Origin of the sequence: Nocardia vulneris (assembly GCF_001613425.1) — a bacterium.
GTDB lineage: Bacteria > Actinomycetota > Actinomycetes > Mycobacteriales > Mycobacteriaceae > Nocardia > Nocardia vulneris.
This window is the reverse complement of the sequence record NZ_BDCI01000020.1, coordinates 62,712-88,291: the sequence shown is the minus strand read 5'-3', so window position 1 is coordinate 88,291 and position 25,580 is coordinate 62,712. Positions and strand designations below refer to the sequence as shown.

The following is a 25,580-nucleotide window of genomic DNA, read 5'->3' as shown; positions in this document are numbered from 1 at the left end:
ATGACAACATAGTAATTATGAAGCCGAAGATTCTGGTCGTCGACGACGATATGGCGCTCGCTGAGATGCTCACGATCGTCTTGCGCGGGGAAGGGTTCGACCCGCATGTGGTCGGCGACGGCACACAGGCCCTCGCGGCGGTTCGGGAGATCCGCCCCGATCTGGTGCTGCTGGACCTGATGCTGCCCGGCATGAACGGCATCGACGTGTGCCGGGTGCTGCGCGCGGATTCGGGCGTGCCCATCGTGATGCTGACGGCGAAGACGGACACCGTCGACGTCGTGCTCGGTTTGGAGTCGGGCGCCGACGATTACATCGTCAAGCCGTTCAAGCCCAAGGAATTGGTCGCCCGGGTGCGCGCCAGGCTGCGCCGCACCGAGGACGAGCCCGCTGAGATGCTCTCGATCGCCGATATCGTCATCGACGTGCCCGCGCACAAGGTGACCCGCGGCGGACAGCAGATCTCGCTGACGCCCTTGGAGTTCGATCTGCTGGTGGCGCTGGCCCGCAAGCCGCGTCAGGTGTTCACCCGCGAGGTGCTGCTCGAACAGGTGTGGGGTTACCGGCACGCCGCCGATACCCGACTGGTCAACGTGCACGTCCAGCGGTTGCGCGCCAAGGTCGAGAAGGATCCCGAGAATCCGGAGATCGTCTTGACCGTTCGCGGTGTCGGCTACAAAGCTGGACCACCGTGAGCACACGCGTTACACGGGTCGTGGCCGCCGCGTTCGCCCGGACGACGGCGCCGGTCGCCGTCGAGGCGCGGCCGTGATCCGTCGCTCCAGAAACCAACTGGAGCGGGCGCTGGCGGCAGCGGGTGCCCGGTTCGCCGAGCTGGGTGTCCTGCTGGGCCACCTGTGGCAGCGATCGTTGCAGCTGCGCGTCGCGGTCTCCACGATCACCCTCTCGCTGATCGTGATCACGATCCTCGGTGTGGTGCTGACCGATCAGATCACCAGCCGCATGCTGGACACCAAGATCAATGCCGCGGTCGAGGAGATGTCGCGTGCCCGCAACGCGGTGCACGGCCAGCTGTCCAGCATCCAGGACGCCAACACCCAGACCCGGCTGATCGAGGCCCGCAACACGCTGTCCAGCGGCGGTAGCCCGCAGACCGGTGTCGCGGGCAGCTACGACCTCGCGCTGGTGATGGTGGACGGCAGCCAGCAGGAACTCACCGCGGGCCCGATTCAGGACGTGCCCGTCGAGCTGCGCAACTTCGTCCGTCGCGGCCAGGTGAGCAGGCAGTTCACCACCATCTCCGACTCCAGCTGGTACCACGGCCCGGCGCTGATCATCGGCAGCCCGAGCGTCGACGTGCCGACGCTGGAGATCTATCTCATCTTCCCGCTGGCCAGCGAGGCGCGCAGCCTGTCGCTGATGCGCGGCACCATGATGATCGGCGGCATCGTGCTGCTGGTCCTGCTCGCCGCGATCACCGCGCTGGTCACCAGGCAGGTGGTGCTGCCGATCCGGTCGGCCGCCCGGATCGCGGGTCGCTTCGCCGACGGCAGGCTCAAAGAACGCATGCTGGTGCGCGGCGAGGACGATATGGCCCGGCTGGCGCAGGCGTTCAACGAGATGGCCGAGAGTCTGTCCAACCAGATCACCCAGCTCGAGGAGTTCGGCAATCTGCAGCGCCGGTTCACCTCCGATGTCAGCCACGAACTGCGTACCCCGCTGACCACGGTGCGGATGGCGGCGGATCTGATCCACGGCAGCAGCGACGATCTCGATCCCGCGCTGGCGCGCAGTGCCGAACTGCTGGTCAACGAGCTGGACCGGTTCGAGGGACTGCTCAACGACCTGCTCGAGATCAGCCGCCACGACGCGGGTGTGGCGGAGCTGCAGGTGGAATCGCTGGACGTGCGGATGTGTGCGCGGGCGGCCATCTCGACGGTGCGGCACCTGGCCAAGGACGCCGGCGTCGAGGTCGTGATCGATATGCCGGAGGAGCCCTTGGTCGCCGAGGTCGACCCGCGCCGGGTGGAGCGGGTGCTGCGCAATCTACTGGCCAACGCCATCGACCACAGCGAGGGCAAGCCGGTGCTGATCCGGATGCGCGGCGATCTGGACGCCAACGCGGTCTCGGTGGTGGTGCGCGATCAGGGCGTCGGGCTGCGCCCCGGCGAGGAGAAGCTGGTCTTCAACCGGTTCTGGCGCTCGGACCCGTCCCGGATGCGCCGCTCCGGCGGCACCGGGCTCGGCCTGTCGATCAGCGTCGAGGACGCGAACCTGCACGAGGGCAGGCTGGAGGCCTGGGGCGAGGTCGGCGTCGGCGCGAGCTTCCGGCTGACGCTGCCGCTGGTGCGGGGCAAGAAGCTCGGCGCGAGCCCGCTGCCGCTGGAACCCGTGCGCAAGCAGGCGGCGGCCCGGCAGGCCGAACTGGAGATCGTGCCGAGCACGACCGAACCGGAACCGGAGGCCGCGCCGGGGGAGACCGTGTCGTTCCCGTCCGGCGGCACCGCGGTCTTCGCGTCGGGCAACGGTTCGACGGCAGTGGCGCCGGTGCCATCGCACGTCGTGACCGGAGCGGACGCCGAGTCGAGTGCGCCCAGCGCTGATTCGGCCACACCGGTCGCCCGAGCGGGCGGACCGGACGAGGAATCGACACCGCCGGGTGCGGACCCGGCGCGCGGATCCGGGGACGTACCGTTATGAGCATGCGAGTCGGTTCCGCGCGCAAGCAGCGGCTGTTCGCGTTCGGCGCGGCCGCGGTGGCCGCGCTCGTCGTGCTCTCCGGCTGCGCGAGCCTGCCGGAATCCTCCGCGCCGCAGGCCCTCGGCACGATCAACCGGGAACCCACCTCCGAGGGCCCGCCGCAGCCGCAGCAGGGCCGCGACCCCGACCTGCTGCTGCGCGATTTCCTCTCGGCCACCGCCGACCCGACCAACCGGCACCTGGCCGCCCGGCAGTTCATGACCCCGTCGGCCGCGGCCCAGTGGGACGACGCCGCGGGCATCACCATCGTGGAGAAGCCGGACACGTTGCGCGAGTCGCGTTCCGGGGACAAGGCGACCTATCGGGTGCGGGCGCGCAAGGTCGGCGAGCTCAAGGCCGACGGCTCGTATCAGGCGACCGCCGATCCGCTCGAGAACAAGATCGAGATGATCCGGGTCAACAACGAGTGGCGCATCGACGAACTGCCCGACGGCGTGGTGATGGACTCCGTCGCCTTCGGCAAGTCCTACCGGCGCTACGTGCTCTACTTCGTGGATCCGACCAGCAGTTCGGTCGTGCCGGATCTGCGCTGGATCTCGGTGCCCAAGGTGCAGCTGACCCAGCGGCTGCTCAGCATGCTCGGCGAGGGCACCCAGCCCGCGCTGACGCCGGTGCTGCGCAACGAACTGGCCCAGCCGATCGCCCTGCGCGGCCCGGTCACCAAGGCCAACGGCGATCCGGACGGCGTCGGAGTGGGCGTCGGCGGGGTGCGAATAGATTTCGCGGGCGCCTCGGCGCTCGCACCGCGCGATCGCGAGCTACTGGCCGCGCAGGTGGTGCTCACCCTCGCGGGCGCGGACATCATCGGGCCGTATGTGCTGCTGGCCGACGGCAAACCGCTCGACGACCGCTTCTCGGCGAGCGGCTGGGCCGTGGCCGACGTGCAGCAGTTCAGCGCGGCGATGAACGGGCGCAACCAGATCGGGTTGCACGCGTTGCGCGGCGGCACGCTGGTGCAGGTGGCGAACACCGGCGCCGTCACGGCCGCGCCGGGCTACTTCGGCGCGGTGAACAACCTGGTGTCGGCGGCCGTCTCGCCGGACGGTCAACTGGTCGCGGGCGTGGCCGACGCGGGCCGGCCCGCACCCGAACAACCGCGCACCCTGATGATCGGCACCTACGGCGGCAACGCGATTCCGGTCGCCGAGGGCGGCACCATCACCCGGCCGTCCTGGAATATCGACGGCACCGCCGCCTGGGCGGTGATCGACGGGGAGCGGGTGGTCCGCGCGGTGAACGACCGGACCACCGGCACCGTTTCGGTGCAGGACGTCGACATCTCGGCGCTCACCGGCGGGGCCGGATCGGCCTTCCGGCTACCGATCACCGAGCTACGGGTCTCCCGCACCGGGGTGCGCGCCGCGTTGATCGCGGACGGCAAGGTGTATGTCGCGGTGGTGGTGCCGAAGCCGGGTGGTGGTTACGCGTTGACCTCACCGCTGCCGGTCGGCGTCGACTCGAGCACGGCCGCGGTCTCGGTGTCGTGGTACGGCAGCGATCGGTTGATCATCGCCAGGGAAGGCAACGTCGATCCGATCGGTGCGGTGTCGATCGACGGATCGGGGTCGCAGCCTTACACGAGCCGGAACCTGACGACGCCGGTGCGGCAGGTCAGTGCCTCGCCGGAGCATCAGTACGCCGCCGATTCCCGGGCGGTCCTGGAGTTGACGACGAATCCGGACGAGCGCGAACCGTATTGGCGGGAGGTGCCGGGCCTCGGCGCGAACGCCGTCCCGGTACTGCCCGGCTGATCGCCGGGTCGTGTCGGTGGGTGCGCGCACACTCGTGCGGTGCGCACCCTCCTCGATCTGATCCTGCCCAGCGCGTGTGCCGGCTGCGGGCAACCCGGCGTGGGCTGGTGCGCCGCCTGCGCGGCCACGCTGACCGGCCCGCCGATCCGGGTGCGGCCGCGGCTGGACCCCGGGGTGCCGTGCTGGGCGCTCGGCCCGTACCGCGGCCCGGCCCGGCGAGCGGTGTTGGCGGCCAAGGAGAGTGGGCGCACCGATCTGGCGGCGCCGATCGGCCGGGCACTGGCCGGTGCGCTGGCGCGGCTGCGCGCCGATCGGCCGCTGGTGCTCGTGCCCGCACCGAGCCGAGGGGTCGCCGCGCGCCGGCGCGGCGGTGATCCGGTGGTGGCCGCAGCGGAGATAGCCGTGAGTTGGCTGCCCGATAGCCGGATGGTATCCGTGCTGCGGGTGTGGTGGGGTGTGCAGGATTCGGTGGGCTTGACACCCCGTGAGCGCGCACACAATCTGCAGGACAGGGTGACCACCGTACCCGGTTCCGCGGCGCTGTGCCGGATCGCGGAAAACGCCGAGGTAGTGGTGGTGGACGACGTGCTGACAACGGGGGCGACGGTGCGCGAGTCGGTGCGCGCGCTGGCCCGGATCGGGGTACCGGCACGCGCCGTATTGGTTACCTGTGCTGCTTGACTCCGGGAAATTTGCGTGAACACTGGCGCACTCCCGAATGTCGTACTAGCGTCGCGATCACACACCCGAACCGGGAGTTTGGAGGTGGCGCCTCGGACATCATGTGCCGAGAGATTCTCGATCGGCACGGCTCATCCCGCCGCACGCAGTTCGCCTGTGCGGCCATATCCGGGAGGTACGCGTGACGACTTCTTCACGACCTTCAGTGCAAGATGCTGATCCTTCGGTGCTGGACGATCGCACCTTGGACGTGACCGAGCAACCCATTGCGGATCGAGCCAGGACGCCCCGTGCGGACGTCGTGGTCAAAGGTCGCAATGTCGAGGTTCCGGATCACTTCCGAATCTATGTCGCGGAGAAACTCTCCAGGCTCGAACGCTTCGACCCGTCGATCTTCATTTTCGACGTCGAACTCTTCCACGAGCGAAATCGCAGGCAGCGCAAGAGTTGTCAGCGCGTCGAGATCACCGCGCGCGGTAAGGGCCCCATCGTGCGCGCCGAGGCGTGCGCCGACAGCTTCTATGCCGCACTCGAATCGGTGACCGCGAAGCTGGAGAGCAGGCTGCGCCGCACCAAGGACCGGCGCCGGGTGCACTACGGCGACAAGACCCCGGTCTCCGTCGCCCAGGCCACCGCCGATCTGGTGGACGATTCCCTGTTCGCGATGCCGAACGGGTCCGCCGCGGCGCACGATCACCCCGACGGCGGCAACCACCACCGCCCCGAGGGCACACCGGAGAACCCCGATTACGCGGCGGGACCCGGCCATATCGTCCGCACCAAGGTGCACACCGCGACTCCGATGTCCGTCGACGACGCCCTCTACCAGATGGAACTCGTCGGCCACGACTTCTTCCTCTTCCAAGACCGCGAGACCGACCGACCGTCGGTGGTCTATCGCAGGCACGCCTTCGACTACGGCCTTATCCGGCTCGCGTAGCAGGTTCGTTTCCGTCCGCCGCTCCGGGTGTTCAACGTGTTCGTTGGATACCCGGAGACGCTGACCTGATCGGTATCTCCGTTTCCCGCACGACAATCCGCTCGTCGCGCCGCGGTGCGCTCACCGGCGCCGGTCGCGGAAGAACGTCCGGTGCAGCAGGGAATCGCGACGCGGCGGGCGCATGGCGTGCAGCATGACCATGTCGGCGAAGGTTTCCGCGTCGCGTTCCCGGCTGGTGCCGTAGTCGGTGCGGCCGAGCACATGCGCGATGGATTCGGGGGAGATGGAGGGCAGCAGTTCCGCGACCGCGGCGACAGTGGGGGCGGTCGGCTCCGGCCCGCCCCCGGTGGGCTGTTCCGGGCCGTGCCCGAGCAGCATATGGCCGAGTTCGTGCACGATGATGTGCTCGGCATGCCACTCGGTGGTGTCGGCGCCGTAGACGATCACGTCGCTGTCGTGCTTGGCGATCCACAGACCGCTGCCGGTGCCGCAGCCGGTGCCCGCGAGCAGCGCGGTGTCGATCGGCACCAGGCTGATGGGCCGGCCGCGATAGGCGGCGACATCGTCGAGATAGTTCGACAGATTCCACGGGTGCGGTATCGGGACATCCCGGGTCAGGTTCCGGAACCGGGCCTGCATGGCCATGCGATTTCACTCCTACAGCAAGCTCAGTGCCCCCATGTAGGTCACGATGTTACCGACTGACTCGTCGGTCAGGTACGGTCCGTGCTCTCGATGATCCGGGCCAGGATCGCTTGGTCCACATTCGAACCGCGCAGGGCGATGCTCGAGACGTTGGCGTCGCGCATGGTGGCGAGCAGTTCCAGTTCCCGATCGATCGCGCTGGCCGCCGGACCCGAGGTGGTCAGGTAGTCGGCCGCGACGCCGAAACTCTGCGCGATCGCCGCGAGCACGTCGAGTTCGACTGTCGTGCCGGGAATCTCGCCGTCGAACTCACCGCCGCGCAGGCGTTCCAGGTAGCTCGGCGTGATGACCCGGCTGAGGTACCCGCCGGCTTGTTCGGCGACGGTCGCGGTGCTGCGCTCGGGGGCCGAGCGGGGGTGCACGACGGCGAACAGCCGATTGATCTTGTGACTCAGCGTGAGAGTCGCGCCGCTCGGCGCGTCGTCGGTCTTCTCCGTCACCTCAGTACCCGCCGTTTCGACTCGCGGTCGTGTCCACGTTGGCCGCCAGCCAGCGTGCCCGGAACTGTGCTTCTGTCGCAGCATCGACGTCCTCTGATCGTCCGGCCAGCCAGCGCCGGTATCGCCGTTCGTGGAGTTCGGTGGTGTCGCTGGCCTCCGCGGGCACCTCGAGCAGATGCGCGAAGGCCATCTCGACGAGCGGGTGCAGCTGCCTGCCCGGGCCGCCGTTGCGTTCCAGCATGGCGGTCGCGTAGCGCGCCGACAGCTTGGAGACCACCTGGTTGAGTTCGCTGATCGCGGCGACCACCTGCGGGTGGGTGGTCCGGCCGTGCTCGACCGCGTCGTTGAGCCGGCCCGCGGCCGCGAGCAGCCCGGTGAGGTCGGCGAGTTCGAAGCGGATCGAGTCGGGCCCGGCCACGACGGACTCGCCGGGCTGTCGCGCGGCGAGTGCGGGCTCGTCGGCGGCCGGGGTGCCGCCCGCGTAGGTGCGCGCGGCGCTCCCCGGGAGCCAGCGCAGCGGCGCATCGAGTTTGTTCAGCGTGGTCGTGCTGATCGCGGCGTCGCCGTCTTCGATCTTGCGAATCGTCGGTGCCGAAGGTCCCCCGAGGTCGCCGATCTGTAACTGCGTGAGGCCGAGCTCGTCCCGGCGCTCCTTGATGATTCGGCCGAATCGCTTCTGGCGCCGCGACAGCTCCGAAGGGCTATGCATAGTGAGCTTCAGAGTAGAGCCCGACCACGTCAGAAAGCAAACCAATAGAAAAGGTTTGAAAAATCAGTGGAAATATTGCTACTGTTCTGACGCGCCGAAGTTTCAGCCGACATCGGTCTTGCGGAGTGTTCCGGGACGAGCAGGGGCGTTCGTCGGAACGGGCGCCTCCGGTCTGTTGCGCAACGGCGCGTGGCAGGCCGGATTTCAGCGACGGTGGAGGGGATCGCCGCTGCTGTGCACGGGTCACCGTCGGCGAAGGGGGTCGACGGTGAACTTACTTAGGAGTAAGTTTGGTGGCCATAGATCTCTCGAAAGGAAATCGCATGGCCACCAAGGCTGCTCGCCGTGCCGTTATCGTGTCCGGTGCGCGCACGCCGTTCGTGCGTGCGTTCACCGGATACACCCGGATGGATTCCATCGCGCTCGCCGATGCCGCGGTCCGGGGCCTGCTGGAGCGCACCGGGCTGCCCGGCGCCCAGGTAGAGGCGATCGTCTGGGGCGGCGTCATCCTGCCCAGCGCGGCGCCGAACATCGCCCGCGAGATCGCTCTGGACCTCGCGCTCGACCCCGGCTGTGAGGGCCACACGGTGACCAGGGCCTGCGCGTCCGGCCTGCAGGCGGTCACCTCCGCCGTGGCCGCGATCGAGCGCGGCGAATACGACATCATGATCGCCGGCGGCAGCGATTCCACCTCCAACGCCGAGGTGAAGCTGCCGCAGTCGGTGGTGCACGCGGCCGCGCCGCTGGCGCTCGGCAAGCCGAAGCCGAAGGACTACCTCACCGCGATCCGTCAGCTCGCGCCGTTCACCGATATCCTGCCGAGCCGGCCGAAGATCGCCGAACGCACCACCGGCGAGGTGATGGGGGAGTCGGCCGAGAAGATGGCCCGCATCCACGGCATCAGCCGGGCCGACCAGGACGAGTTCGCCGCCCGCTCGCATCATCGGGCCGCCGCCGCGATCGAATCGGGCCGGTTCGACGACGAGGTGCTGCGGGTCCGCACGCCCGAGGGCGTCGAGATCGACCGCGACGGACTGGTCCGCGGCAACACCAGCATCGAAAAACTGTCGAAACTGAAGCCGGTTTTCGCCGAAAACGGCACGGTGACCGCGGGCAACGCCAGCCCGCTCACCGACGGCGCGTCCGCGGTGCTGCTGATGAGCGAGGAGAAGGCCGCCGCGCTCGGTTACCGGCCGCTTGCCGCCTTCCGCTCCTGGAGCTACGTCAGCGTCGATCCCACCGACCAGGTGCTGATCGGCCCGGCGATCTCCATGCCGCGCGCGCTGGACAAGGCCGGGATGTCGCTGGGCGACATCGATTTCGTCGATATCCACGAGGCCTTCGCGGCGCAGACGCTGTCGGTGCTGTCGGCGCTGGCCAGCACCGAGTGGGCCAAGACGCGGCTCGACCGGGACACCGCCGTCGGCGAGGTCGATATCGACAAGCTCAACGTGCACGGCGGTTCGGTGTCGCTCGGTCACCCGTTCGGTGCCACCGGCGCGCGGATGGTGACCACCATGGCGAACGAACTGGCCCGCACCGGCAAGAACGCCGCGCTGCTCGGCATCTGCGCCGCGGGCGGCATCGGCGCCTCGGCCGTGCTGGAACGGGTCTGACCGAAAACCGGTTGAGCGGGCCCCGGTCGGCGCAGTACCAAGGCGTATGACCGAATCGACCGGGGCCGCGCCGCGGCGCATCGAGCTGCGCCGTATCGACCGCGAAAACCTCTACGCGGTATGCAGTTTGAGTGAGACGCTGAGCGCGCAGCAGCGTCTTATGGTGATCGACAACGGCATTTCCATTGCCGAGGCCCACTTTTCGGACTGCCTGTGGTTTCGCGCCGTCTACGCCGACGACGCGCCCGCCGGATTCCTGATGGTGCATCACGGGCTGGACGAGGACCACCCCGACCTGCGTGGTGTGTTCCTGTGGCGCTTCATGGTCGCGGGTCCGGCGCAGGGACGCGGGATCGGCCGGGCGGCGCTGCGCGCGCTCGTGCAGCGGTTGACGGCGCGGGGCACCCGCGAGCTGTACACCAGCTACGCGACCGGACCGGGTAGTCCCGAGGGGTTCTATCGATCGCTGGGTTTCGTGCCGACGGGACGGATCCTGGACAACGAGCACGAGGTCGTGCTGCGCTGGTGAGCGCCCACCCAGGGATCACACCTGGCGCAATGCCTTTCAGGTCGGCGCAGTGCTCTCGGGCTGGCGCAGGATTTCGCTGGTGCTGTGCTTTCGGATTGGCGCAGTGCTTCGCTGGCGCAGTGCTTCAGGCTGGCGCAGCGTTTCGGTTGGCGCTGTGGTGTGGGATTGGCGCAGTGCGTCGCTGGCGCTGTGGTTTTGGACTGGCGCTGTGCTTTCGCGTTGGCGCAGTGCGTCGCTGGTTCAGTGCTTCAGGCTGGCGCAGCGTTTCGGTTGGCGCTGTGGTGTCGGGTTGGCGCAGTGCTTCAGGCTGGCCCAGCGTTTCGGTTAGCGCTGTCGTGTCGGGCTGGCGCAGTGCTTCGTCGGCGCAGCGTTTTCGGCTGGCGCAGTGGTTTCGGGTCGGCGCAGCGCTTTCAGGTTGGCGTAGTGGTTTCGGGTCGGCGCAGCGCTTTCAGGTTGGCGTAGCGTTTTCGGGCTGACGCAGCGTTTTCGGGCTGACGCCGCGCTTTCGGTGGGCGCCGTGCTTCAGGCTGACGCCGTGTTTCAGGCTGGCGCAGTGCGCTTTCGGGCGATCCGGGTGCGGGTCAGCGGTGCCGGGCGCGGGTGGGTGGCAGCAGCGGCAATGTGCCGTCTGCTGCGGGGCGTGTCCGGAACACGTGGGTGTCGCGCTTCGGGGTCTGCGGTTTGCGGACCTCGTCGGCGATGATCCGCAGGCACGTGTCGTGGTTGGACTCGCCGGGGCGGCCTTCCCTGCGCAGGCGCAGCATTGCGTGTGCCAGATCGATGCCAAGCTCGTTCGACAGCCGGACGGCGTCGACATTGGCCATGGCAAACCTCCTGAGCCGAAGAACGCTGCATCCGAGATGGGTGCGTACACAGACGTACCCAATTGATGAGCAGCTGAACCCCACGACCCCGACCCCCATGCCTCCGGTCGTGGCGCGGGGACGCAGACATTCTGCGCGGATGCACTGCGACACGCCGCACGACGCGCCGGATTGTGCATCAAAATGCAATACAGCGAACTACTTTCGGTAGACCTCGTGATGCACGGCCTCGGCCAGCGGACGCCCGGTGCGCCAGCCGAAGCGTTCCAGATCGGGGATCTGCTGGAAGCTGTGCACCGGTCCGGCGCACAGCCAGGCGACCGGATGCACGCCCGCGGGCAGGCCGACGAGTTCGGCGAGGAATTCGGGCGCGTAGAACGACACCCAGCCGACCCCGATGCCCTCGGCGGTCGCGGCGAGCCAGAGGTTCTGGATCGCGAGCACCGCGGAGAAGACGCCGGTCTCGGGGACGGTGGCCCGACCGAGCACCTGCGGGCCGCCGCGACCGGGATCGTAGGTCACCACGATCCCGGTGCCGCTCTCGACGATGCCCTCGATCTTGATCGGTTCGAAGGTCGCGGCCCGGTCCGGCGCAAGCGCGTCGCGGAACTCGATGCGCTTGTCCGCCACGTGCGCGGCGAACGCGCGCAGCGTGGCCGGGTCCCGCACCACCACGAAATCCCAGGGCTGCGAGTTCCCGACGCTGGGCGCCCGGTGTGCGGCCTCCAGCAGCCGCCACAGCGTGCTGTCGTCGAGCACCTCACCGGTGAACTCCGCCCGCACGTCGCGCCGCAACCGGATCGCGTCGTAAACACTCAGACCGTCAGCACCCACGCGCTCAGTCAACCAGCCGCAGACCCGGCAACGAACACGCACCCTTTCCGTGTTCGCGCACCCGCTGTGCCCTGCGGAAACGGGTGCGAGAGGACGGAAAGGGTGCGGGAGAGTCGATCAGCCCGCGTACGCGGGGGTGCGGCGGTTCAGGCGGCGGCGTCCGGCGGCCAGGGCGGTGCGCAGGCCGCGCCGCTTGCCGGTGACCGGGTCGATGGTGGCGACGGTGTTGCCCGCGAACTTGCGTTCCGAGGCGGTCTCGGGCGCATCGTCGGTGGTGTCGCGCAGGTACTTGTTCGGCAGCGAGAGCTTGAGGATGGTGCGCCAGGCCTTGAAGTACTGCACCGGCAGCGAGCCGGTGGTGTAGGGCAGGTCGTACTTCTCGGCGAGCTCCCGCACCCGGACCGCGATCTCGGCGTACCGGTTGCTCGGCAGATCGGGGAACAGGTGATGTTCGATCTGGTGGCTCAGATTGCCCGTCATGAAGTGGGTGAGCGGACCGCCGGAGATGTTGGCGCTGCCGAGCATCTGCCGCAGGTACCACTGGCCCTTGGTCTCGTTGTCGATATCGGCCTTGGTGAACTTCTCCGCGCCGTCGGGAAAGTGACCGCAGAAGATCACCGCGTTGGACCACACGTTGCGGATGGCGTTGGCGGCCAGGTTGGCGGTGAGCGTGGTGACGAAGGCCGGACCGGTGAGGGCGGGGAAGATCACGTAATCCTTGAGGATCTGCTTGCCCATCTTGGTCAGCGCCTCGGTGCGCTTGCGGTCGAACTCGGCGCGCTCGGGCGTGCCCGGCTTGAACCGGCCCGCGGCCAGCTTGCCCAGCTCCATGTGCTGGATCGAGACGCCGTATTCGAACAGCAGCTGCAGTACCAGGTTGTAGATCGGGTTGCCCAGGTTGAACGGCTTCCACCGCTGGTCGCGGGTGACGCGCAGCAGGCCGTAGCCGATGTCGTCGTCCATGCCGAGCACGTTGGTGTACTTGTGGTGCAGGTAGTTGTGCGTATGCTTCCAGTGCTTGGCCGCGCCCGCGTTGTCCCATTCCCAGGAGCTGGAGTGGATCTCCGGATCGTTCATCCAGTCCCACTGCCCGTGCATGGTGTTGTGCCCGATCTCCATGTTCTCGATGATCTTGGCGGTGCTGAGCATGGCGACGCCGGCGATCCAGGCGGGCGGTAGGAAGCTGGCGAACAGGACGCCGCGGCCGCCGATCTCGAGCGCGCGCTGGAGCCGGATGACGTTACGGATGTAGTTCGCGTCGCGCGCACCGCGCGATTCCTCGATATCGCGACGAATCGCGTCGAACTCCGCGCCGAGTGCTTCCACGTCGGCCTCGGTGAGGTGTGCGTATTCCTTGACATCCGAGATCGCCATGGCGGTTACAGTACCGTAAGTTACGTGACCGTAGGTTACGAGCTGCGCCACCGCGGTGTGGCAAATCCCCCATTGCGAACACGATCGGAAGATGGTAGTTGAACCGCATCCGCGGTGCGGCGTAAAGCCTTCTCCCGCACAGCCTTCCACCGCGGCCGCCAGTCACGCGGACGCTCGATTCTGCACCCGCGAACCCGCTCCGCGCAAGCCGTGTGCTTCGTCTCCCGGCAGGCGCAGTGCGCACCGGTACCCGGGTGCGGGCACCGGTGTTCCGGATCGGCTAGCGGCGGCGCCGCAGTCGCCACAAAGCCTTCTCGCGCACAGCCTTTCGGCGCAGCGACGCCTGTTCCTGGCGGGCCCGGTCCTGCAGGGCCTGGGTGGCCTCGCGCAGCACCACCTTTTCGTGCTCGGCCTTCTCCTTGAGTGCGCGCTTGGCCTCGCGCAGCATCTCCTTCTCCTGCTGAGCCTTCTCCTTCAGCACCACCTTGGCCTCGCGCAGGGCCGAGCGCAGGCCGCGGCGCTGCCCGGTTTCCGGGTCGACGCCGAGCCAGTGCGCCGTCTCCGCGCTGGGCAGCGACGGCAGCGTGATGCCCGCGAACTTGCGTTCCGAGGAGGTCTCGGGCGCGTTGTCGGAGGTGGCCTTCAGGAAGCGGTCCGGCAGGGCCAGCTTGTGGATGGTCCGGAAGGCGAGCAGGTACTGCTTGCCGAGCGAGCCCGTGGTGTACGGCAGGTCGTACTTGTCGCACAGTTCGCGCACCCGCACCGCAATCTCCGGGTACCGATTGCTCGGCAGATCCGGGAACAGGTGGTGTTCGATCTGGTAGCAGAGGTTGCCGCTCATGAACGCCATGGCGGGGCCCGCCTTGAAATTGGCACTGCCGAGCATCTGCCGCAGATACCACTCGCCGCTGGTCTCGCCCTCGAGCTGTTCGATGGTGAACTTCTCGGCGCCGTCGGGGAAGTGGCCGCAGAAGATCACGGCGTAGGCCCACAGGTTGCGGATCAGATTCGCGGTCGCGTTCGCCTTCAGCGTCGACTTGAACGCCGGGCCGGTGAGCGCCGGGTAGAGCAGGAAGTCCTTGGTCACCTGGCGGGCGATCTTGCGGCCGAACTCCACGTTCGGCGGGGACATCACTTCCCAGCGCGGAGTGTCGGCCAGTTCCTTCTCGATGCTCCAGTCGTGCAGCGCGATGCCCCACTCGAAGGTGGCCGCGAGCACCAGGTTCGCCACCGGCTGCACCAGGTGGATCGGCTTCCACGGCTCGTCGCGGGTCATCCGCAGGATGCCGAAGCCGAGGTCCTCGTCCTTGCCGAGCACGTTGGTATAGGTGTGGTGGGAGTAGTTGTGCGCCCGCCGCCACTGCGACGAGGGACCCGTCATATCCCACTCCCAGGAGCTGGAGTGGATCTCCGGATCGTTCATCCAGTCCCATTGCCCGTGGCTGACGTTGTGCCCGAGCTCCATGTTCTCGATGATCTTGGCGACCGACAGCAACGCGGTACCGGTGAGCCAGGCCCATCGGTTGCGGCTGCCGAACAGCACCGCGCGCCCGGCCACCTCGAGGCCGCGCTGCGCGGCGATGGTCCGCCGGATGTACTTCGCGTCACGTGCACCACGTGACTGCTCCACCGAACGCCGGATCGAATCGAGTTCCTGCCCCAGTGTCTCGATGTCGGCCGCCGTGAGATGGGCGAACGCCTGAATATCGGTGATGGCCACCGGGGGTCCTTTCCCTACTCGATTTGCTTCGAGGGTACCCAAGGGCGCCCCGTGCTGCCGCGCCGTCGTCGCCGGGCCGCGTTGCCCGGCGCGCCGCGGCGTCGTCTAGACGTCGAGCGTGCAATCCCCCGCCGCGGCGGAGATGCAGGTCTGCACCTTGTCACCTTCGCGATGCTCGTCGCCGTTGCGCAGATCGCGCACGTAGCCGGAACTCAGTGTCACGACACAGGTTTGGCAGATGCCCATCCGGCAGCCGAACGGCATCTGCACGCCGGCCGACTCGCCCGCTTCCAGCAGGCTGGTCGCACCGTCCACCTCGACCGTACGCCCGGTCTTGCCGAAACTGACCGTGCCGCCCTCGCCCACCGCGGAGCGCTCGATCTCGAATCGCTCGACGTGCAGCTGGTCGGCCAGGCCGGCGTCGCGCCAGTGGTGCTCGATCTCGTCGAGCATCGCGGCCGGGCCGCAGGCCCAGGTCTGGCGCTCGCGCCAGTCCGGGAACTTCGTGTCCAGGTCGGCCAGTGCGAACTTGCCCTGCTCGCCGGTGAGGTGCAGGTGGGAGGTGAAACTCGCCGGGGGACGGTCGCCGACGGAGTCGGCGGGGTGGGTAGGGGCATACCGGTCGTGCAGGTCGCGCAGCTCGGCACCGAACATCACGTCCTGCGCGGTGCGCGCGGAGTGCAGGTGCACCACGTCGGTGACCAGATCGCGCCGGTCCATCGCCCGCAGCATCGCCATGACCGGGGTGATGCCGCTGCCGGCGGTGAGGAACAGCACCCGCTCCGGCGGCGGATAGGGCAGCACGAAACCGCCCTGCGGCGCGGCCAGGCGCACCACGGTACCGACCGGGACACCGCTGACCAGGTGGCTGGACAGGAAGCCCTCCGGCATCGCCTTTACCGCGATCGAGATGACCCGCTTACCGCCTGCACCCGGATCCGACCAGTTCGGCGGGCAGGTCAGCGAGTAGGAGCGCCAGTGCCAGCGACCGTCGACGAGCACGCCGATGCCGATGTACTGACCGGGTTCGTATTTGAAGTCGAAGCCCCAGCCCGGCTTGATCACCAGGGTGGCCGAGTCGGCGGTTTCCTTGCGCACGTCCACGATTCGGCCGCGCAGCTCGCGCGCCGACCACAGCGGGTTGGCCAGGTGCAGGTAGTCGTCCGGCAGCAACGGGGTGGTGACCCGGGCCACGGCGCCCCGCAGCACGTTCAACTTGCCGCCGCGTTCGGCGACGCTCGCGGCCGGAGCTTCCAGCCACTCCCGCACGCCGCGCACGGAGAATCCCCCATTTTTCGAGCTCATCGCTGCCGTTCGTCTTCCTGTTCGTCGGATGCGCTGCCCACGCCACAGCAAGGTTACGGCATCGTAGGTTCGGCCGGGGAGCGCCTCGGGCCGCGGTCCGGTGATCGCGCGGCTCAGAGTAATTCGAGCAGGAACGGCAGTTCCTGCGCGGCATACCAGGCGAGCTGGTGGTCCTCGGCGTCGCCGAGCACGAATTCGGCGTCGGTGTCGCCGAGGTCCGCGGCGTCCACCACGTCGACGGCCTTGGCCACCTCCGGTTCGGCCTGGGCCAGGTCGACGTGCACGCTGCCGATCTGGTCGTAGGTCAGCAGCCCCGGCAGCTTCACCACGGCGTCGTCGAGATCGGGCCGCAGCTTGGCGCCGGTCACGTCGGCGGCGATCACCGCGCGCCGATAGACCGGCCGGCCGGTGGGCACCGGTTCGGCGTCGTCGGCCGGTTCGTCGAGATCGTCGCGTTCGGCGGCGAGCAGGCGCAGCGAGGCCCGCGCGGCCTCGCCCATCGCCACCTCGGCCAGCTCCTCGTCGTCGCCCGAGGCGTAGGCCTCGCGCAGCGCCGGGGTCACCGCGAACGCGGTCCCGCCGACCGGGCGTAGTTCCCGGTTCGCGACGAGCTCGCGCAGCATCGGCACCGTCGCGGGAATGTAGACCCGCATTTTCTCCTGATCAGACGCAGGCACCGAGCATCTCCTCCATGGAATCGCGCACCGACGCGGCCAGCACGCCGATGTCGGCCATCGCGTCGCGGTCGGCGTTGAGTCCGTAGAAGACCCGTCCGTCGTAGGACGTGATCCCGATGCTCGAGGCCTGATTGCGCAGCAGCGGCGACACCGGATACATCTCCAGCATCCGCGCGCCGCCGATGTACATCGGCGTCTGCGGACCCGGCGCGTTGGTGATCACCAGATTGAACGTGTGCTCTGCGAACGTACTCGCCGCGCGCACACTCATCGCATGCAGGCTCGCCGGAGCGAACCCGGCGAGATGGACCAGGGTCCGGGCCCGCACCCCGCGCCGCTGCTTGCCGTTGGCCTCGGTGGCGTGCGCGATGTGCGAGAGCCGCATCACCGGATTGGGTTCGCCGACCGGTAGATCGATCAGGAACGAGGACACCTCGCTCGCCGGATTCAGCCGGGCGCCGTCCACCCCGTCGACGTACACCGACATCGGCACCACGGCCCGCAGCGTGGTCGGCTCGGTGAGCGTCTCGCCCCGCGACAGCAGCCAGTTGCGCAACGCGCCGGTGACCACCGCGAGGATGACGTCGTTGATCGAGCAGTCGAAGCGCTTGCGGATCTTGCGGTAGTCCTCCAGCTCGGTTCGCACCACATCGAAGCGGCGGTTGCGCGAGATGCGCGCGTTGAGCGGGCTGTCCGGGGTGCCGCTCGCCGCCGCGCGCACCGCGCTGACCACCGAGTCCACCGCCCGCCCGGCGGCGCCGATCACCGCGAACGCCTGACCGCCCGCGTGCCGGGCCACCTCGAGTGCTTCGCGCGGCTGCGCGGCCAGATGGGTCAGCGCGCCGAGCAGCAGTTCCATATCGTCGGGCTCGCGCGGGGCGCGCCACGCGTCGTCGGCGAGTTCGCGCGGCGAGGGGCCCGCGTCGAGCACGACGTGCCCGATCTCCAGCGCGGTATCGCCGTCGACCAGCGCGGAGTGCGTCTTGGTGAACAGCGCGCAGCGGCCGTCGGACAGGCCCTCGATCAGGTACATCTCCCACAGCGGCCGGGTCTGGTCGAGCGGGCGCGAGGACAGCCGGGCGACCAGCTCGTGTAGTTGCGCGTCGGTGCCCGGCGCGGGCAGCGCGGAGCGGCGGATGTGATAGGTGATGTCGAAGGCGCTGTCCTCCACCCAGACCGGGCGCCCGAGCGCGAGCGGGATCTCGCGCACCTTGCGGCGATAGCGGGGCACCAGCGAGAGGCGGGCCTCGACCAGATCGACGAGCCGGTCGTAGTCCAGCGCGGGGGCAGCCGAATCGGCATCGGTATGTCGCAGGATCGCGAGGGAGCCGATATGGATCGGATTACTGCTCGACTCGAGCCGGTAGAAGGACGCGTCCTGCGGGGTCAGTCTCGTGATCACGCTGCCCGGTGCTCCTTTTCCGATGCCGTCTCACGCCCATTGTGCTGTCGCCCCAGCGATTCAGCTCGTCCGCTGTGGCGTATCCGGCGATATCGACATTCCCCTTTACCCGTCCTGGCTTCCGTGGCAGGCTGTCTGATTCGAGCTCGGGGACTCGATTCGATCACAGGGGGACATGGGATGCACAGTCGGCGACCGTCGCTTTCGCCCGCGCCACACATCGAACCGCCGCTGGATCGTGATCGCGCGGCCGGGGATCAGCCACGGTCTGCTGCTTCGTCACCACGAGCCGCGTTGCCCTGCCGTCGCATGCCGTCACACAGTCGCATGCCGTCACACAGCGGGTCTTCCGCACGGGACGCGGGTCGACGCGCCCGGCACGACGGACGCCTTACATCGTACGGGACCGAGACCGAAACAGGTTCGGCGGCACATCGATTCGCGGAGAATTCGCTGCGGCTGGTGCTCGAGGTGCTCGACGGCAGGCGGCCGGTGGCGCAGGTGCGGCCGCTGACCTCCGCGTCGGTGTTCGCCGCGCTGGAGACGCTGGCCCGGACCGCACCGCGCGCCGCCGCCCTCGGGCCCGCGCACCTGACCAAGATCGGCGTCGAACCCGCCGGGCCGAAAACCGCCGAGGTGTACGGCACCTACCAACGTGGCCACCGGGTCTTCGCGGTCGCCGCGCGGGTCGCGTTGCATCGGGCGGGCTGGCAGCTGACCGCGTTCCGCGTACTGTGAGTACCAGGGCGGACGACACGGCAGGTGCCCCGGTGCCGGGTGACTACGCAGGCTCGTTCCTGCGGTGTGACCGAACACCGCTGCTTGTCGACGCCTACGATCGGCACCGCATTACCATGAACCGTGCAGCGGAATCCGCGCCCGGCGCGCGAGCCCGCACGCCGGCCGGGTGTCCACCCTCGGCCCGGCGCCGATCGACACGACTGACACACCGACCAGAGGACTGACGAGACCCGTGCCTGCGCTGACACTGACGAGGTTGCTACGGATTGGTGAGGGCCGCATGGTCAAGCGGCTCGCCAACTTCGCCGACCAGGTTCTCGAACTCGAGTCGGAGTACGAACAGCTCACCGACGCCGAGCTGCGCGGCAAGACCGACGAGTTCCGTGAGCGCTACTCCGACATGGTCGAAGAGGGGCACTCGGATCCGCTCGGCGCGCTGATGGCCGAGGCCTTCGCGGTGGGCCGGGAGGCCTCGTGGCGGGTGCTGAACCAGAAGCACTACAAGGTGCAGATCATGGGCGGCGCGGCGCTGCACACCGGCAACATCGCCGAGATGAAGACCGGTGAGGGCAAGACGCTCACCTCGGTGCTGCCCGCCTACCTCAACGCGATCAGCGGCGACGGCGTACACATCGTCACCACCAACGACTATCTCGCCAAGCGCGACTCCGAGTGGATGGGCCGCGTGCACCGCTTCCTCGGGCTCGAGGTCGGCGTGATCCTGTCCGGCATGACGCCCGCGCAGCGGCGGGTGTCCTACGGCGCCGACATCACCTACGGCACGAACAACGAGTTCGGCTTCGACTACCTGCGCGACAACATGACGCACTCGCTCGACGATCTGGTGCAGCGCGGGCACAACTTCGCCGTGGTCGACGAGGTCGACTCCATCCTGATCGACGAGGCGCGCACCCCGTTGATCATCTCCGGCCCGGCCGACGCCTCCAGCAAGTGGTACGCCGAATTCGCGCGCATCGCACCGCTGTTGAAGAAGGACCTGCACTACGAGGTCGACATCAAGAAGCGCACCATCGGCGTGCACGAGGCGGGCGTCGAGTTCGTCGAGGATCAGCTCGGCATCGACAACCTGTACGAAGCGGCCAACTCGCCGCTGGTGAGCTACCTGAACAACGCCATCAAGGCCAAGGAGCTCTACACCCGCGACAAGGACTACATCGTCCGCGACGGCGAAGTGATCATCGTCGACGAGTTCACCGGGCGCATCCTGGTCGGCCGTCGCTACAACGAGGGCATGCACCAGGCGATCGAGGCCAAGGAAGCGGTCGAGATCCAGCCGGAGAACCAGACCCTCGCGACGATCACGCTGCAGAACTACTTCCGCCTCTACGACAAGCTGTCCGGCATGACCGGTACCGCCGAGACCGAGGCCGCCGAGCTGCACCAGATCTACAACCTCGGCGTGGTCCCGATCCCGACGAACAAGCCGATGATCCGCCAGGACCAGTCCGACCTGATCTACAAGACCGAAGAGGCCAAGTTCGCGGCCGTGGTCGACGACGTCACCGAGCGGCACGAACGCGACCAGCCGGTACTGATCGGTACCACCAGCGTCGAGCGCTCGGAGTACCTGTCCAAGCAGTTCACCAAGCGCGGCATCGCGCACACCGTGCTGAACGCCAAGTTCCACGAGAACGAGGCCGCGATCATCGCCGAGGCCGGTCGTCCGGGCGCGGTGACCGTCGCGACGAACATGGCCGGCCGCGGTACCGACGTCGTGCTCGGCGGCAACCCGGACATCATCGCCGACCTCATCCTGCGCAAGGAGGGCCTGGACCCGGTGGAGACGCCGGACGCCTACCAACAGGCCTGGTTGCCGACGCTGGAGCAGGTCAAGTCGCAGACCAAGGCCGACGCCGACCGGGTGCGCGAGGCGGGCGGGCTCTACGTGCTCGGCACCGAGCGGCACGAGTCGCGTCGTATCGACAATCAGCTGCGCGGTCGTTCCGGCCGTCAGGGTGACCCGGGCGAGTCGCGGTTCTACCTGTCGCTGGGTGACGAGCTGATGCGCCGCTTCAACGGCGCCGCGCTGGAAGCGATCATGACCCGGCTCAACCTGCCCGACGATGTGCCGATCGAGGCCAAGATGGTCTCCAAGGCGATCAAGAGCGCGCAGACCCAGGTCGAGCAGCAGAACTTCGAGATCCGCAAGAACGTGCTCAAGTACGACGAGGTGATGAACCAGCAGCGCACCGTCATCTACGGCGAGCGCAACCGGATCCTGCGCGGTGAGGACATGGAGGGCCAGGTCCAGGAGATGATCACCGACGTGATCACCGCCTACGTCGACGGCGCCACCGCCGAGGGGTACGTCGAGGACTGGGATCTGGACAAGCTGTGGACCGCGCTCAAGACGCTGTACCCGGTGCGTATCCGGCACCAGGATCTGGCCGGGGAGACCGCCGTCGGCGACGCCGGTGACCTGACCCGCGAGGAACTGCTGGACGCGCTGCTCGACGACGCGCACGACGCCTACGAGCGGCGCGAGGCCGAGATCGACGGGCTGGCCGGTCAGGGCAGCATGCGCAATCTCGAACGGCAGGTGCTGCTTTCGGTGCTGGACCGCAAGTGGCGCGAGCACCTCTACGAGATGGACTACCTCAAGGAGGGCATCGGCCTGCGCGCGATGGCGCAGCGCGACCCCCTGGTGGAGTACCAGCGTGAGGGCTTCGACATGTTCTCGGCGATGCTCGAGGGCCTGAAGGAGGAGTCGGTCGGCTTCCTGTTCAACCTGCAGGTCGAGGTGCAGCAGCCGCAGCCCGAGGGCGTCTCGATCGACGCGGGCCTGCGCTCGCCGGTCGGCGCGATGTCCGCGCCGCGTCCGCTGCCCACCGAGGAGGCCCCGGCCGGCAACGGCAGCGCCGCCCCGGCGGCCTTGCGCGCCAAGGGCATCGACGACCCCAACCGCCGGGGCTTCAGCTACTCCGGCCCCACCGAGGGCGGCGGCCGCGCGGTGCACAGCGACGCCGAGGAGTACGGCGACGAGGACACCGGCAACACCACCCGGCGCGAACGCCGGGAGGCCGCCCGCGCCCAGTCCAAGCCCAAGCGCGCCCCCAAGCCGCGCCGCCGGCACTGAGATCACTCGAACACGAAAAGCGCCCTGGGACTTCGGCTCCGGGGCGTTTTCTATTTCTCCGGCACGAGCAAACCCGTTGCCCAGTCGGTGATTTCGGTCAGTGGCTCGGTACGGAGCCGAAGCTCTGCCGGTTCGACCCGGACGGCAACCGGCTCAGCCTGCATCAGGCGCCGAAGCTGACCGCGGCCCCGCGGGTCGGTGCGTTGGGGTGGGGGATTTGCGGCGGAATGCGCACGCGGGAGCGGGAAGCGGCGTAACTTGGCCCGGCGTGGACCGGAGCACAGTGCAGGCATGGGTCGGCGCGTACGAACGGGCTTGGCGGGAGCCGGGTACCGAGCACCTCGGCGACCTCTTCGCCCCTGACATCGGATATCTCGTTTCCCCGTGGGCCGAACCGCTCACGGGGCTACCCGAGCTCGCGAAGTTCTGGGAGGCCGGTCGCGACGGTCCGGACGAGTCGTTCACGATCGAGCCCGAAGTGGTCGCCGTCGACGGTGTCACCGCGGTGGTCCGGGCCGAGGTCGACTATCCCGATCAACCGGCCCGCTGGCGTGACCTGTGGATACTGCGCTTCGACGACCAGGGCCGCTGCACCTGGTTCGAGGAGTGGCCGTTCGCGCCCGGCCAGCCCGACGGTCAGGACCAATCGCGCGTCGCGTTGTCCGGCTGAACGCGTTGTCCGGCTGAAAGATGATCACTGGGGAAGGTCCCCAGCTGATCAATGGTCCCGGCGCTGCGGCAGGTCGGCACAGTCCGCCGCGGTCCAGTCGGCGGCGAGATCCGCGCAGGTGACCATGACGGTGCCGGTGTGGAAGACGAGTTCGTGGGTGCAGCCGTCCGGATGCGGCAGGATTTCGTCGAGGATCAATTCGTGGAATCCGGTTCGTCCCGGATCGCCGAGCGTGACGACGCGGTCCGTCGGCGCGGTGTAGCGGATGGTCAGGTCTTCGTCGTGTTTCCAGCAGTTGTGCCGGAGCCGGAGCTCGACCCCGGTGTCGGTGTCCCGGACGTCCAGGAACTTCAGGTCTTTCACGCAGCGCTTGCCGTAAAAGTCGTAGTGCTCCGGATCGGTGGCGAAAACCCTTGCGCCAGTGGGTAACTCGACGGCCAGCTCGGGCAGCCGCCGGAGGTAGGGCGCGGGGCTGAGCACCCCGGTGAGCTCGCCGACCGTCGCATTCAGATCGACGTAACGCATGGACGGCAGTGTAGAGCCGGGAGTGCCTGGCGGCTAATAGTTTTCGTTGCTGTTCAGGGCGTTGAGCAGGACGCGGATGGCGGCGACGCGGCGCTCTTTGCCGGGGAGTTGGTCCAGGGCGCACTCCGGGTCGGCGGGTGGGCCGAGGTGGGTGCAGCCGCGGGGACAGTCCTCGATGGCGGCGGCGAGGTCGCTGAAGGCGGCGACCACGTCGTCGGGGGTGATGTGGGCCAGGCCGAAGGAACGCACGCCGGGGGTGTCGATCACCCAGCCGCCCGCGGGCAGCGGCAGCGCCACCGACTGGGTGGAGGTGTGCTTGCCCTTGCCGACCCCGGACACCGCGCCGACGGCCCGATATGCGTCCGGCACAAGACGATTCACCAGCGTCGACTTGCCGACGCCGGAGTGCCCGATGAACGCGGTGAGCCGGTCGTGCAGCAGTTCGAGCACCGGTTCCAGCGGATCCTCGATCCCGCCGTAGACGATGGTGAGATCGAGATCCTCGAAGGCGGAAGCGAATTCGGATGCGGCGTCCAGATCGTGCTTGGTCAGGCACAACACCGGCCGCAGCCCACCGGCGAACGCCGCGACCATGCAGCGCTCGACGAAACCGGTGCGCGGCGGCGGGTCGGCGAGGGCGACGACGATGAACAGCTGTTCGGCGTTGCCGACCACGATGCGTTCGAACGGATCGGTGTCATCGGCGGTGCGCCGCAACACTGTTCGGCGATCGGTGACCCGCACGATGCGGGCCAGCGTGTCGGGTTTGCCGGACAGGTCGCCGACCACGTCCACCTGATCGCCGACCACGATGGGGGTGCGGCCGAGTTCCCTGGCCCGCATGGCGACGATCTGCTTGCCCGGATCTCCGCCGAGCACACAGCCCCAGCGGCCCCGGTCCACCGACACCACCATGGCCGGTTCGGCATCATTGTGCTGCGGACGGGTTTTCGTGCGCGGTCGCGAACTCTTGCCCGGGCGCACCCGGACGTCGGATTCGTCGTACTCGCGCTTTCTCAGTGCGCCGCCTCCTGATCGGCGGACGTGGAGTCGAGCATCTGCTGCCACAGCGCGACGAAATTCGGCAGCGTCTTGGCGGTGGTGCCGATGTCCTCGATCTCGATGCCGGGCACGCGCAGGCCGAGAATGGCTCCGGCCGTTGCCATCCGGTGATCGGCGTAGGAGTGCCAGCGCCCGCCGTGCAGCGTGGCGGGCACGATCTCGAGGCCGTCCTCGGTCTCGGTGACCTTGCCGCCGAGCCGGTTGATCTCGGTGGACAGCGCGGCGAGCCGGTCGGTTTCGTGGCCGCGCAGGTGTGCGATGCCGCGCAGCACGGAGGGGGAGTCGGCCAGGGCGGCCAGCGCGGCGACGGTGGGCGTGAGCTCGCCGACGTCGTGCAGGTCGATGTCGATGCCGGCCAGCCTGTCCGGTCCCTGCACGGTGAGCACGCCGTCGAAGATGCGCGCCTCGGCGCCCATCCGCACCAGGATCTCCCGGATCACGTCGCCCGGCTGCGTGGTCAGCCGCGGCCAATGCGGGATGCGCACCTCGCCGCCGGTGACCGCGGCGGCCGCGAGAAACGGTGTCGCATTGGACAGGTCGGGTTCGACATCCCATTCCACCGCGCGGATCGGGCCCGGCGTGACGACCCAGGTCTGGGCCTGGCGGCTGTCCGCGGGCGTCTGCACCTGCACGTCCGCGCGGCGCAGCATCTCGACGGTCATCTCGATGTGCGGCATCGAGGGCAGTGCCTTGCCGTCGTGGTGCACGGTCAGGCCCTCGTCGAACCGGGCTGCGGACAGCAGCAGACCCGAGACGAACTGGGAGGACCCGGACGCGTCGATGGTGACGGTGCCGCCGCGCAGCCCGCCCTTGCCGTGCACCGTGAAAGGCAGTGCGTCCCCGTCGATTTCGGCGCCGAGGTGGCGCAGCGCGGCCAGGATCGTGCTGAGCGGGCGGACCCGGGCCTGCGCGTCGCCGTCGAAGGCCACCTCGCCCGCGGCCAGGGCGGCCACCGGCGGCAGGAACCGCATCACGGTGCCCGCGAGCCCGCAGTCCACGGTGCCGCCGCGCAGCGTGGCCGGGGTGACGGTGAGCGTGTCCCCGTCACCCTCGACGACCGCGCCCAGCGCGCTGAGCGCCGCGATCATCAGATTGGTGTCGCGGCTGCGCAGCGCTCCGGACAGGGTCGAGGGCCCGTCCGCCAGGGCAGCCAGGATCAATGCCCGGTTCGTGATCGATTTCGACCCGGGCAGGGTCACGGTCGCGTGCACAGGGACATCGACATGGGGCGCTGGCCAGAAACTCACGTGTTCCATC

At 68.6% G+C, this 25,580-nt stretch carries 23 protein-coding genes; 10 read left to right on the top strand and 13 right to left on the bottom strand.

Going from position 1 to position 25,580, the window contains the following annotated elements; all coding sequences use genetic code 11:
* Window positions 1-17: 17 nt before the first annotated feature.
* The 5 genes from mtrA to hpf all read left to right on the top strand — a co-directional run bounded on the left by mtrA (window position 18) and on the right by hpf (window position 6,093).
* Window positions 18-695: an MtrAB system response regulator MtrA gene (mtrA, locus tag NVU01S_RS21720; RefSeq protein WP_014987817.1), complete on the top strand. Its 678-nt coding sequence runs from the start codon at window positions 18-20 to the stop codon at window positions 693-695.
* 73 nt (window positions 696-768) lie between these two features.
* Complete coding sequence (mtrB, locus tag NVU01S_RS21715) at window positions 769-2,661, top strand: MtrAB system histidine kinase MtrB (RefSeq protein ID WP_052280775.1); 1,893 nt, start codon at window positions 769-771, stop codon at window positions 2,659-2,661.
* Between the two features lie 2 nt (window positions 2,662-2,663).
* Window positions 2,664-4,472 (top strand): MtrAB system accessory lipoprotein LpqB, encoded by a 1,809-nt coding sequence (gene lpqB / locus NVU01S_RS21710; protein ID WP_373864208.1) that lies wholly within the window; start codon window positions 2,664-2,666, stop codon window positions 4,470-4,472.
* A gap of 39 nt (window positions 4,473-4,511) precedes the next feature.
* The gene (locus NVU01S_RS21705) at window positions 4,512-5,153 is read left to right on the top strand and encodes a ComF family protein (protein WP_043673271.1); all 642 of its coding nucleotides are present in this window, start codon (window positions 4,512-4,514) and stop codon (window positions 5,151-5,153) included.
* A gap of 181 nt (window positions 5,154-5,334) precedes the next feature.
* A complete protein-coding gene (hpf, locus tag NVU01S_RS21700) occupies window positions 5,335-6,093 on the top strand; it encodes a ribosome hibernation-promoting factor, HPF/YfiA family (protein ID WP_043673274.1) in 759 nt (252 codons plus the stop codon).
* Between the two features lie 120 nt (window positions 6,094-6,213).
* Here the strand turns inward: hpf and NVU01S_RS21695 are convergent, their stop codons facing one another.
* The 3 genes from NVU01S_RS21695 to NVU01S_RS21685 all read right to left on the bottom strand — a co-directional run bounded on the left by NVU01S_RS21695 (window position 6,214) and on the right by NVU01S_RS21685 (window position 7,947).
* The gene (locus tag NVU01S_RS21695; protein WP_043673277.1) at window positions 6,214-6,738 is read right to left on the bottom strand and encodes a hypothetical protein; all 525 of its coding nucleotides are present in this window, start codon (window positions 6,736-6,738) and stop codon (window positions 6,214-6,216) included.
* A gap of 68 nt (window positions 6,739-6,806) precedes the next feature.
* Window positions 6,807-7,238 carry a hypothetical protein gene (locus NVU01S_RS21690; RefSeq protein ID WP_043673280.1) on the bottom strand — a complete coding sequence of 144 codons (432 nt, stop codon included), beginning with the start codon at window positions 7,236-7,238 and terminating at the stop codon, window positions 6,807-6,809.
* Window position 7,239: 1 nt separating this feature from the next.
* Window positions 7,240-7,947 (bottom strand): helix-turn-helix domain-containing protein, encoded by a 708-nt coding sequence (locus tag NVU01S_RS21685; RefSeq protein WP_043673282.1) that lies wholly within the window; start codon window positions 7,945-7,947, stop codon window positions 7,240-7,242.
* 323 nt (window positions 7,948-8,270) lie between these two features.
* Between NVU01S_RS21685 and NVU01S_RS21680 the strand changes: the two genes are divergently transcribed.
* Both NVU01S_RS21680 and NVU01S_RS21675 read left to right on the top strand, forming a co-directional pair.
* Window positions 8,271-9,563 (top strand): acetyl-CoA C-acyltransferase, encoded by a 1,293-nt coding sequence (locus NVU01S_RS21680; RefSeq protein WP_043673285.1) that lies wholly within the window; start codon window positions 8,271-8,273, stop codon window positions 9,561-9,563.
* Window positions 9,564-9,609: 46 nt separating this feature from the next.
* Complete coding sequence (locus NVU01S_RS21675; RefSeq protein ID WP_043673287.1) at window positions 9,610-10,092, top strand: GNAT family N-acetyltransferase; 483 nt, start codon at window positions 9,610-9,612, stop codon at window positions 10,090-10,092.
* Window positions 10,093-10,673: 581 nt separating this feature from the next.
* On the opposite strand, the gene NVU01S_RS21670 is transcribed toward NVU01S_RS21675, so the two are convergent.
* The 7 genes from NVU01S_RS21670 to NVU01S_RS21640 all read right to left on the bottom strand — a co-directional run bounded on the left by NVU01S_RS21670 (window position 10,674) and on the right by NVU01S_RS21640 (window position 18,228).
* Window positions 10,674-10,916, bottom strand: a complete 243-nt coding sequence (locus NVU01S_RS21670) for a hypothetical protein (RefSeq protein ID WP_042258147.1) — start codon at window positions 10,914-10,916, stop codon at window positions 10,674-10,676.
* Between the two features lie 198 nt (window positions 10,917-11,114).
* The gene (gene bluB, locus NVU01S_RS21665; protein ID WP_043673420.1) at window positions 11,115-11,735 is read right to left on the bottom strand and encodes a 5,6-dimethylbenzimidazole synthase; all 621 of its coding nucleotides are present in this window, start codon (window positions 11,733-11,735) and stop codon (window positions 11,115-11,117) included.
* Window positions 11,736-11,867: 132 nt separating this feature from the next.
* Window positions 11,868-13,124 (bottom strand): fatty acid desaturase family protein, encoded by a 1,257-nt coding sequence (locus NVU01S_RS21660; RefSeq protein WP_043673290.1) that lies wholly within the window; start codon window positions 13,122-13,124, stop codon window positions 11,868-11,870.
* 280 nt (window positions 13,125-13,404) lie between these two features.
* Window positions 13,405-14,844 carry a fatty acid desaturase family protein gene (locus NVU01S_RS21655; protein ID WP_043673293.1) on the bottom strand — a complete coding sequence of 480 codons (1,440 nt, stop codon included), beginning with the start codon at window positions 14,842-14,844 and terminating at the stop codon, window positions 13,405-13,407.
* 105 nt (window positions 14,845-14,949) lie between these two features.
* Complete coding sequence (locus NVU01S_RS21650) at window positions 14,950-16,149, bottom strand: ferredoxin reductase (protein ID WP_043673295.1); 1,200 nt, start codon at window positions 16,147-16,149, stop codon at window positions 14,950-14,952.
* Window positions 16,150-16,262: 113 nt separating this feature from the next.
* The gene (locus NVU01S_RS21645) at window positions 16,263-16,802 is read right to left on the bottom strand and encodes a DUF6912 family protein (RefSeq protein WP_014987801.1); all 540 of its coding nucleotides are present in this window, start codon (window positions 16,800-16,802) and stop codon (window positions 16,263-16,265) included.
* Between the two features lie 10 nt (window positions 16,803-16,812).
* Window positions 16,813-18,228, bottom strand: coding sequence for a WS/DGAT/MGAT family O-acyltransferase (locus NVU01S_RS21640; RefSeq protein ID WP_043673299.1), 1,416 nt, complete (start codon window positions 18,226-18,228; stop codon window positions 16,813-16,815).
* On the opposite strand from NVU01S_RS21640, the gene NVU01S_RS45360 reads away from it, so the two are divergent.
* The 3 genes from NVU01S_RS45360 to NVU01S_RS21625 all read left to right on the top strand — a co-directional run bounded on the left by NVU01S_RS45360 (window position 18,133) and on the right by NVU01S_RS21625 (window position 22,736).
* Window positions 18,133-18,966, top strand: coding sequence for an Rv3235 family protein (locus NVU01S_RS45360; protein ID WP_307683037.1), 834 nt, complete (start codon window positions 18,133-18,135; stop codon window positions 18,964-18,966). The genes NVU01S_RS21640 and NVU01S_RS45360 overlap by 96 nt on opposite strands.
* A gap of 235 nt (window positions 18,967-19,201) precedes the next feature.
* The gene (secA, locus tag NVU01S_RS21630) at window positions 19,202-22,066 is read left to right on the top strand and encodes a preprotein translocase subunit SecA (protein WP_043673302.1); all 2,865 of its coding nucleotides are present in this window, start codon (window positions 19,202-19,204) and stop codon (window positions 22,064-22,066) included.
* A gap of 268 nt (window positions 22,067-22,334) precedes the next feature.
* A complete protein-coding gene (locus NVU01S_RS21625) occupies window positions 22,335-22,736 on the top strand; it encodes a nuclear transport factor 2 family protein (RefSeq protein ID WP_052280778.1) in 402 nt (133 codons plus the stop codon).
* 48 nt (window positions 22,737-22,784) lie between these two features.
* On the opposite strand, the gene NVU01S_RS21620 is transcribed toward NVU01S_RS21625, so the two are convergent.
* From NVU01S_RS21620 to aroA, 3 genes are read right to left on the bottom strand one after another with little or no spacing between them, the layout of a single operon-like run.
* The gene (locus NVU01S_RS21620) at window positions 22,785-23,261 is read right to left on the bottom strand and encodes a hypothetical protein (RefSeq protein WP_043673307.1); all 477 of its coding nucleotides are present in this window, start codon (window positions 23,259-23,261) and stop codon (window positions 22,785-22,787) included.
* Window positions 23,262-23,294: 33 nt separating this feature from the next.
* A complete protein-coding gene (gene rsgA / locus NVU01S_RS44940; RefSeq protein ID WP_043673424.1) occupies window positions 23,295-24,281 on the bottom strand; it encodes a ribosome small subunit-dependent GTPase A in 987 nt (328 codons plus the stop codon).
* Window positions 24,278-25,579: a 3-phosphoshikimate 1-carboxyvinyltransferase gene (aroA, locus tag NVU01S_RS44935; protein ID WP_043673310.1), complete on the bottom strand. Its 1,302-nt coding sequence runs from the start codon at window positions 25,577-25,579 to the stop codon at window positions 24,278-24,280. The genes rsgA and aroA overlap by 4 nt, the downstream gene beginning before the upstream one ends.
* Between the last annotated feature and the right edge of the window lies 1 nt (window position 25,580).